At 42.5% G+C, this 8,120-nt stretch carries 4 protein-coding genes; 3 read left to right on the forward strand and 1 reads right to left on the reverse strand.

Annotated features, from left to right (window positions below):
- Positions 1 to 380: 380 nt before the first annotated feature.
- From KKA81_11420 to KKA81_11430, 3 genes are all read left to right on the forward strand, one after another.
- Positions 381 to 1,724 carry a sigma-54 dependent transcriptional regulator gene (locus tag KKA81_11420; protein ID MBU2651536.1) on the forward strand — a complete coding sequence of 448 codons (1,344 nt, stop codon included), beginning with the start codon at positions 381 to 383 and terminating at the stop codon, positions 1,722 to 1,724.
- Between the two features lie 174 nt (positions 1,725 to 1,898).
- On the forward strand, positions 1,899 to 3,005 hold the full coding sequence (locus KKA81_11425) for an FIST C-terminal domain-containing protein (GenBank protein ID MBU2651537.1): 1,107 nt from the start codon (positions 1,899 to 1,901) through the stop codon (positions 3,003 to 3,005).
- 13 nt (positions 3,006 to 3,018) lie between these two features.
- Positions 3,019 to 6,243 carry a response regulator gene (locus tag KKA81_11430; GenBank protein MBU2651538.1) on the forward strand — a complete coding sequence of 1,075 codons (3,225 nt, stop codon included), beginning with the start codon at positions 3,019 to 3,021 and terminating at the stop codon, positions 6,241 to 6,243.
- A gap of 527 nt (positions 6,244 to 6,770) precedes the next feature.
- On the opposite strand, the gene KKA81_11435 is transcribed toward KKA81_11430, so the two are convergent.
- Positions 6,771 to 7,943, reverse strand: a complete 1,173-nt coding sequence (locus tag KKA81_11435; protein MBU2651539.1) for an ATP-binding protein — start codon at positions 7,941 to 7,943, stop codon at positions 6,771 to 6,773.
- Positions 7,944 to 8,120: the final 177 nt, after the last annotated feature.

Genomic DNA, 8,120 nt, shown 5'->3' on the forward strand with positions numbered 1-8,120 from the left:
ATCCCGGCGTAAGCCGGGATCTGTTTCCCCGTCACCCCGGTGGAAACCGGGGCAGCACCCCAGCACATCCATGAGATCCCGCTTTCGCTTCGCTCAGCGGGATGACGGTACCCCGTGTGATTAGAAAGGGCGTAGGGCGGCGGGCTTCGCCCGCCGCCCTACGCTGTTTTTTGTTAGGCATCCCGCCGTCATCCCGGCGCAAGCCGGGATCTGCTACCCCGTCACCCCGGTGGAAACCGGGGCATCCCGGCGTAAGCCGGGATCTGCTACCCCGTCACCCCGGTGGAAACCGGGGCATCCCGGCGTAAGCCGGGACATCCCTTTCCCATCCCGACAACCCTTTCCCATTTTGATCGTATAATCCCAAAAACAACCATGCCATGAGCAGTCTTAAGATCTTTGTTGTTGAAGATGATACCTGGTATGCAGGGATCATTGAGCATTACCTGCTGAAAAATCCCGATTATGAGGTTGAGAAGTTTCATGATGCTTCTTCCTGCCTGGAAAACCTTTTTAAAGCACCTTCGGTCATCACCCTCGATTACTCGCTCCCGGATATGAACGGACTGGAGTGCATGCGCAGGATCAAAAAGAGGTTTCCTGAAATACCTGTCATCATTATCAGCGGACAAAGGGAAGTCGCCACCGCTGTCGACCTGATCAAAGAAGGTGCCTACGACTATATCGTGAAGGATGAGGATGCCCTCGACAGACTCTGGAATGTGCTCAGGATACTTAAAGAAAACCTTGAGCTGAGAGAGGAAAACATCAGACTGAAAGATGAAATGGGAGGCAAATATGAGTTCTCCCGTGCGATTATAGGAAACAGTGAGGTAATGAAAAAGGTCTTTTCGATCATGAAAAAGGCTACCGACTCCAACATCAATATCTCTATTTACGGTGAGACCGGCACAGGAAAAGAATTGATAGCCAAAAGCATACATTATAACTCATCACGCAGGAAAAATCCATTTGTTCCTGTCAATGTAAGTGCCATCCCCGAAGAACTTATCGAGAGTGAATTGTTCGGTCATGAGAAAGGGGCCTTCACAGGAGCCGGCGCCAGACGAACTGGCAAGTTCGAAGAAGCCAATAACGGTACCCTCTTGCTTGATGAAATTGCCGATATGAGCATGAATATGCAGGCTAAAGTCCTTAGAGCCCTCCAGGAAAGAGAAATTTCAAGAATTGGAAGCAATAAGATCATCAAACTCAATGTGAGAGTGATCACCGCAACCCATAAAGACCTTGCAGATGAAGTCCGGGCCGGCAATTTCAGAAAGGACCTGTACTACAGAATTCTGGGCATACCTATAAACCTTCCTGCCCTCAGGGAAAGGGGACACGACATCCTGCAACTGGCAAGATATTTTGCAGATAACTTCTGTAAAGAAAACAATTTCAAAACTTATTCATTCTCCAGGGAAGCCAAGGAAAAACTACTTTCCTACCATTTCCCGGGAAACGTAAGGGAACTGAGAGCCATCATCGAAATGGCCGTAGTTATGTCGGATAACAACCAGATCGAGGCCGGCGAAATCTCCTTTCATTCCCCCGAACCCCCTACCGGTTTCCTGAATATGGAGACAACCCTGGAAAACTATACTGTCCAGATCATTAAGCATTTCCTGGAAAAATATAACCATAATGCCATCACCGTGGCTGAAAAACTGGATATCGGCAAATCAACCATTTACCGAATGATCAAAAAACACAATCTCTGAAAGCCATGCCGTAAGCAATTCTTTTTCTTTTTGTACCATTTTTAGACATTTTTTTCATTTTGGGAAAATAATTTCAACGAAAATCATCCTTATCTTCCTGTTATTCTGCATTTTAAATAATTAGATGTAAAATGGAACGTTTTTGGATATAGATATATGCCAAAATATTTAAAAATGTATATAAGAGAAAAGGAAATAAGCAGGATAACAGAGCAAATGGAAACGATTGCACCTTCAGAGGGTGAAATCCTGATGGTGATGATAGCGGAAAAGGAACATCCCGATCTGGAAGAGTTGGTATCTGCTATGAACAGAAAAAACTGGAAATTCATAGGCGGGATCTTCCCCGGAATATTATATGGGAACGAAAAATTTGAAGAAGGGGTTCTTGTGAGCAGGTTACCGGTCGTTTCGGAGCCGGTGATCGTTAAAAACATGGGTGATGACGGGTTTATGTTCAGGAATCATGAAAGCATTGTAAAAAGCGGGGACAAACTCACGGCAGTGGTATTGCTTGACGGGCTGGCATCGAATATCTCCCATTTTCTATCGAATCTCTACCATAAACTTGGAAACTCTGTGAATTACATCGGAGGGGGAGCGGGTTCAATGAGCCTGCAGCAACAACCTTGCCTGATCACGAACCAGGGGATCCATCAGGATGCTGCCGTTGTGGCCATCATCAATTCGCCCGGCCGCCTTGGTGTACAGCATGGATGGGCCAGGGTCGACGGCCCATTTATTGCAACCAAAACCCATAAAAACACTATTTACGAGCTCAACTGGAAAAACGCTTTCAGTGTATATAAAGAAGTTGTGGAAAATGATTCAGGAAGGGTTATTACCGGCGAAAACTTCTTCGATGTATCAAAAGCATATCCATTTGGGATCTCGCGTGAACGGACCGAATGTATAGTTCGTGATCCAATAACGGTAAATGATGACGGCGCACTGGTTTGCGTGGGGGAAGTCCCAGAAAACTCTGTCCTGGCAATACTTAGAGGAGAAAGCACATTACTGACGGAAGCTGCCAGGAATGCAACCCTTAATTGTCTCGAAACACAATCCACCGCCAATCATGCGATTGTCTTCGACTGTATCTCAAGGGTTTTGTTCCTGCAGGATGCCTATAACACTGAAATTAATGAAGTACACAATGCGATCCAGCAAGCCAATCCCGGTCTGCTATTAAAAGGAGCTCTTACATTGGGTGAAATTGCCGCCCAGCAGGGATACCTTGAGTTTCTGAATAAGACCATTGTGGTCGGGTTGCTCGATTAAAACTATATACACCATGAAAGACAACATTATCAGGGACATTTCAACTCTATACGAGTTATCCCTTTCAATAGGTGAATCGGTAAACATTAAAGAAAACTGCAATATTTTCCTGAAGCAGCTCATGGCCAAAAAGAGTCTTGATTTCGTATCCGTGTGGATAAAAAATAAATACCTGCCCGGGAAGCCAGATAACGGGATGGCCAGCCTGATCTATGCAAACCCGGAAGTCAATATCTCTGAAAACTCAATTCCTGTTTTGCACCCAGTTTTTAAAGCAGTTGAATTTAAAGATGTCTGTCCGGTTTATCATACCCAGGATAACTACTATGAAATGCTAACCGAAAACTTTACGGAACAAGGAAATCTTATCCTGTTCAGATTGGGTGATTTCGGTGTCCTGAAGCTGCATTCTTCCCGTGATGAAGGCATGATGGATAAAATTGAGATCAGCAAGCTTATAAAAGTAATCAGGAAGTTTACAGCCTCCCTGGAAGCAAATCTGAGCCATGAGGCTTCCGTATTTGAGGCCGAAGAAAGAATGAAATCGGAGCAACAGCATAAACTGTTGTTCGATCACAATCCTCTTCCCATGATCATCATCGAAGTGAAAACATACAGGATCATGGCTGCCAATGATGCTTTCAAAAACAAATACGGGTTCAGGTTCAGTGAACTCAAAACTATGAGCGCCTCGGCTTTTATTCCGGGAGATATTTTTACCTACAGCTCTTCAATCACTGAAAGTTCTCCTGCCGATATCGAAGAAGTAGAATGGAGAAATAAAAAGAAAAGCGGAGAGGATGTTGATGTAACTATCTGTGCAAGGATAATGAATTTTAAAGGCGTTGAAGCAGCCCTTGTATTAATCAATGATATTACGCAAAGTAAGCGTATTCAAAAGGATATCAGGGAAAGTGAAAAAAAATACCGGGGCATTTTTGAGACCTTATCGGATGTATATGCCGAGGTCAGCCTGGGTGATGCCACCATCCTGGAAATTACCCCATCCATAAAGAAAATTTCAGGCTATACCAGGGAACAACTGATTGGAAAAAAATTAACAGACTTTTATGCGAATATAGAGGAAAGATCGAAGCTTATTTCTGAATTATTCAAGAATAACGGAGTTTTATATGATTATGAAGTGATGTTGAAAAACAAATACGGACATCATATTCCAACCTCATTTTCCATACACCTGCAATACGACCAAAATGGTGATCCTGAGAAAATTGTCGGAACGATGAGGGACATCAGCTATAGAAAAAGAGCAGAGAACGAACTGAAAGAAGCAAAGGAAAGGGCAGAAAAAGCAGATAAGGCAAAGAGTACTTTCCTTGCAACCATGAGTCATGAGATCAGAAACCCCATGAGTGCCATAATCGGGAACCTGAATATCATGGCGGATAAAGGAATTCCTGAAACCCTGAAAAAGTACCATAAAAGAATAGGGGTTTCAGCAGACAATCTCTTGCAAATCATCAACAACATCCTGGATTTTTCGAAAATTGAAGCAGGGGAATTCAATCTGGACTATGTGCCTTTAGATCTGAAAACCGATATTGAAAAGCTGGTTGCCTCATTACAGATCAATGCCGATACTAAGTCGCTCAAAATCAACTGTATTGTTGATCCGCGGATCAGAAAACAGATCATCGGAGATAAGCAAAGGATTAACCAGATCATCACAAATCTGGTGAGTAATGCCATTAAATTCACGGAAAAGGGTGAAGTATCCGTCAATTGCACCTTGGTGAATGAATCTGACGAACATTATGAGATCCTTTTTCAGGTTTCAGATACAGGAATCGGGATTGATGACGCAAAGCAGGAAGAGATCTTTGAAAGCTTCAAGCAAGAGGAAGACCATATTTATTCGAAATACGGTGGTACCGGATTGGGCCTGGCAATTACCAAAAGTCTTGTCTCCCTGATGGGAGGAAACATAAAGGTAAACAGTCACAAAGGAGAAGGCAGCACTTTCTATTTCACGCTGGAGTTTAATATCCGGCCATATTCCTCTGCAACCAATTCATTTAAAAGGGAAAAAATTAAGCTTTTTACTCCAGGATTAAAGGTTCTCCTTGTGGAAGATGACCCGCTGAATATGGAAATTGGCTATGAAATCCTGGTCAATGAAGGTTGTAGTGTAGATATAGCCACTGATGGGCTCGAGGCCATACAAAAAAACAAGGAAAAGCAGTACGACCTCATCCTGATGGACCTGAGAATGCCGAATATGGGAGGTATAGAAGCTACCAGGATATTACGCGAAAAATTAAAAAGTAATGTCCCGATAATTGCTCTTACCGCTGAAGCAGTAAAAGAAACATTGAATTCATGTTTCGACGCCGGAATGGATGGATACATGCTGAAGCCTTTTAAAAAGGAAGAATTGATCCAAAAAATGAACGGACTGCTTGCAATTTCCGATAACGACAAGCAGAAATTCCTTAAAGCAAGCAAAATACTATCCGGAAAAAAATGCCTAATCGTAGATGATGATGAAACCATCATTGAAATTACCCAGAATATCCTGGCACAACACGATTGCAATAGTGATCTTGCTTTTAACGGTATTGAAGCAATCAAAAGTATTTCGATGAAGAAATACGATTTTATCCTGATGGACCTGAATATGCCGGAAATGGATGGTATCACTGCCACCCGGATAATCAGAAAAAAATTCGGTAATGATCCGGTTATTATAGGATACTCAAGCAATGACAACCCAAAAACGATCAGAATGTGCAAGGAAGAGGGAATGGACGATCTGATCTTAAAATCTCCCGACTCCAGGAATATTATCATAAAGATCGCAGAAATAATTGAAATTCGTAATCTTCCAGATAGCCAGGATAGCCTGAAAACCGGATCGGATAATGGCAAGTTCTATGATCTCAGCATCCTGGAAAGAACTTTTGGCAATAACGAAGCTATGATCAGAAGTTCACTGCAAAAGTTCCTGGAAATAACCCCGGGATACCTGGAAAGGATGAACAAGTATTATTCGGAGGGGGACCTTGACAGAGTTTCCGATATGGCGCATATTATGAAGTCCTCATTTGTTCTCCTCCGTATCGAATCATTGATGAACGATTTGAAAATCATCAACAATTTAAAATACGATAAAACCCTGACCCATGAAGTAGAAGATTCCTTAAGACATATCAATGAATTATTCCCGGTAATCGTTGAGCAAATGGAACAGGATTTAAGGGAATTATGTACAGTTTAGGGATACTAAATGCCCTTTCACAACAAGGCAAATTTTGTATTTTCACCTCCCTTCTCAAAATACATAAAACATTCTTCATCTAAAATATTAACAATCAACAAATAACATTCGGCAATAAACCATTAATAGGATATTCTCAAACACAGATTACATAGATTTACACATATTATCATTAATTCCCAGTAACCCAGTACCCCAGCATCCCAGTAACCCAGCACCTCCACAAGATCCCGCTTTCGCTTCGCTCAGCGGGATGACGGTACGGCGCATAATATCTATGAGATCCCGCTTTCGCTCCGCTCAGCGGGATGACGGTACGGCGCATAACATCCATGAGATCCCGCTTTCGCTTCGCTCAGCGGGATGACGGGCCGGCGAGTAAAATAAAGGGAGCGGCGGCGGCCTGCGGCCGCCGCCGCTGTTTTTCTTTATTATGCTTACCGCGTCATCCCGGCGTAAGCCGGGACGGGGCATCCCCTCCTACAGCCTTATTTACCACATAATATTCCATATTGACATTTGCAAACTCATGGTTTGATTTTATGGTAAAGCTTCTTATAGTTGATGATGCTGATGTCTTCATTTTCCTGTTCTTCCTGGCCAGCATAAACCAAGATGGAACGGATGATGCGATTGGGATAGATCTTGCGAATGTAATTCAGGTTTTTCAGGAAATCGCCATGAAATGTTTCTGATGCTTTAATTTCAACAGGTATGAATTTCCGCGCCTGATTCAGTAAAGCATCAATTTCATTAACGTTTTTATCACGGTAAAAATATACTTCCGGGGATAATCCGGAATTGAAATATCTTTTAATCAATTCATTCATAACCAGGTTTTCAAAAAGCGCACCCCTTAACGGGTCTCGCTGGACATGGTTTTCATTTCTTATCCCCAGGAGGTATGAAGCAAGCCCTACATCATAAAAATATAACTTAGGCGATTTTATAAGCCTTTTTGTTATGCTATCGAACCATGGAGGAAGCATGTATATGATAAATGAAGTCTCAAGCACAGAAATCCAAGATTTAATCGTATTCACTGCCACACCTGTTTCGTTGGCCAACTGACTTGCATTGAAAATCTGACCTGTCCGTCCGGCACACAGTCTCATGAACTTCCTGAAAAGAGATAGATCTCTTATATTGATCAGTGATCTGACATCCCTTTCTATATATGTTTCGTAGTAGTTTCTGTATGTTCTGACAGGATCCCGACCTTCTGAATATATTACAGGAAGCCCTCCTTTGTAAATTAATTCTTCTGCTAACAGATCCGGAGATACTTTTGATATTTCATCCAAACAAAAAGGCAGCAATTTTAATATTGCTGTTCTGCCAGCCATTGACTGGGTAATCTTTTCAAGCATGGAAAACTGATTGCTTCCTGTTAAGATGAACTTACATTCAGGATTCTCGTCAACGCTTGTCTGAATGTAAGATAATAATTCCGGTGCTTTCTGTATCTCATCTAAAATAGCTCCTTTAGAATTTCTGTTTAAAAAAGCCCTGGGATCTGAAGTTATTAATTCTAATGTGTCGGGATTTTCCAGATTGAAATACGCCAGACCACCAAATAGATGTCTGGCAAGTGTTGTCTTACCTGATTGCCGTGGTCCACTAATAGTAAGTACTGGAAATTCTTTAAAAGAAGCCAGTGCTTCGTCGGTTATTAACCTTGGAACAAATATTTTAGGCATATTTTCAGTTCAATTGCAAATTTGTCCAAATATAATGAATTTTTCTCAGATCAAAAACATAGTAGAAAATTGGAGGCGTCCCGGCGTAAGCCGAAACAACCCACCCACGCCAGTACCTCACACCCCAACCCCCTGTAACTTGCAACCTGCATCCTGCTCCCAGCCCACCACCAACCC

Source organism: Bacteroidota bacterium, from assembly GCA_018831055.1.
Lineage (GTDB): Bacteria > Bacteroidota > Bacteroidia > Bacteroidales > B18-G4 > M55B132.

Excerpts from the sequence above, each read along its gene's own strand:
- KKA81_11420 (MBU2651536.1), top strand. The coding sequence starts at position 381 with ATGAGCAGTCTTAAGATCTTTGTTGTTGAAGATGATACCTGGTATGCA.
- KKA81_11425 (MBU2651537.1), top strand. The coding sequence starts at position 1,899 with ATGTATATAAGAGAAAAGGAAATAAGCAGGATAACAGAGCAAATGGAA.
- KKA81_11430 (MBU2651538.1), top strand. The coding sequence starts at position 3,019 with ATGAAAGACAACATTATCAGGGACATTTCAACTCTATACGAGTTATCC.
- KKA81_11435 (MBU2651539.1), bottom strand. The coding sequence starts at position 7,943 with ATGCCTAAAATATTTGTTCCAAGGTTAATAACCGACGAAGCACTGGCT.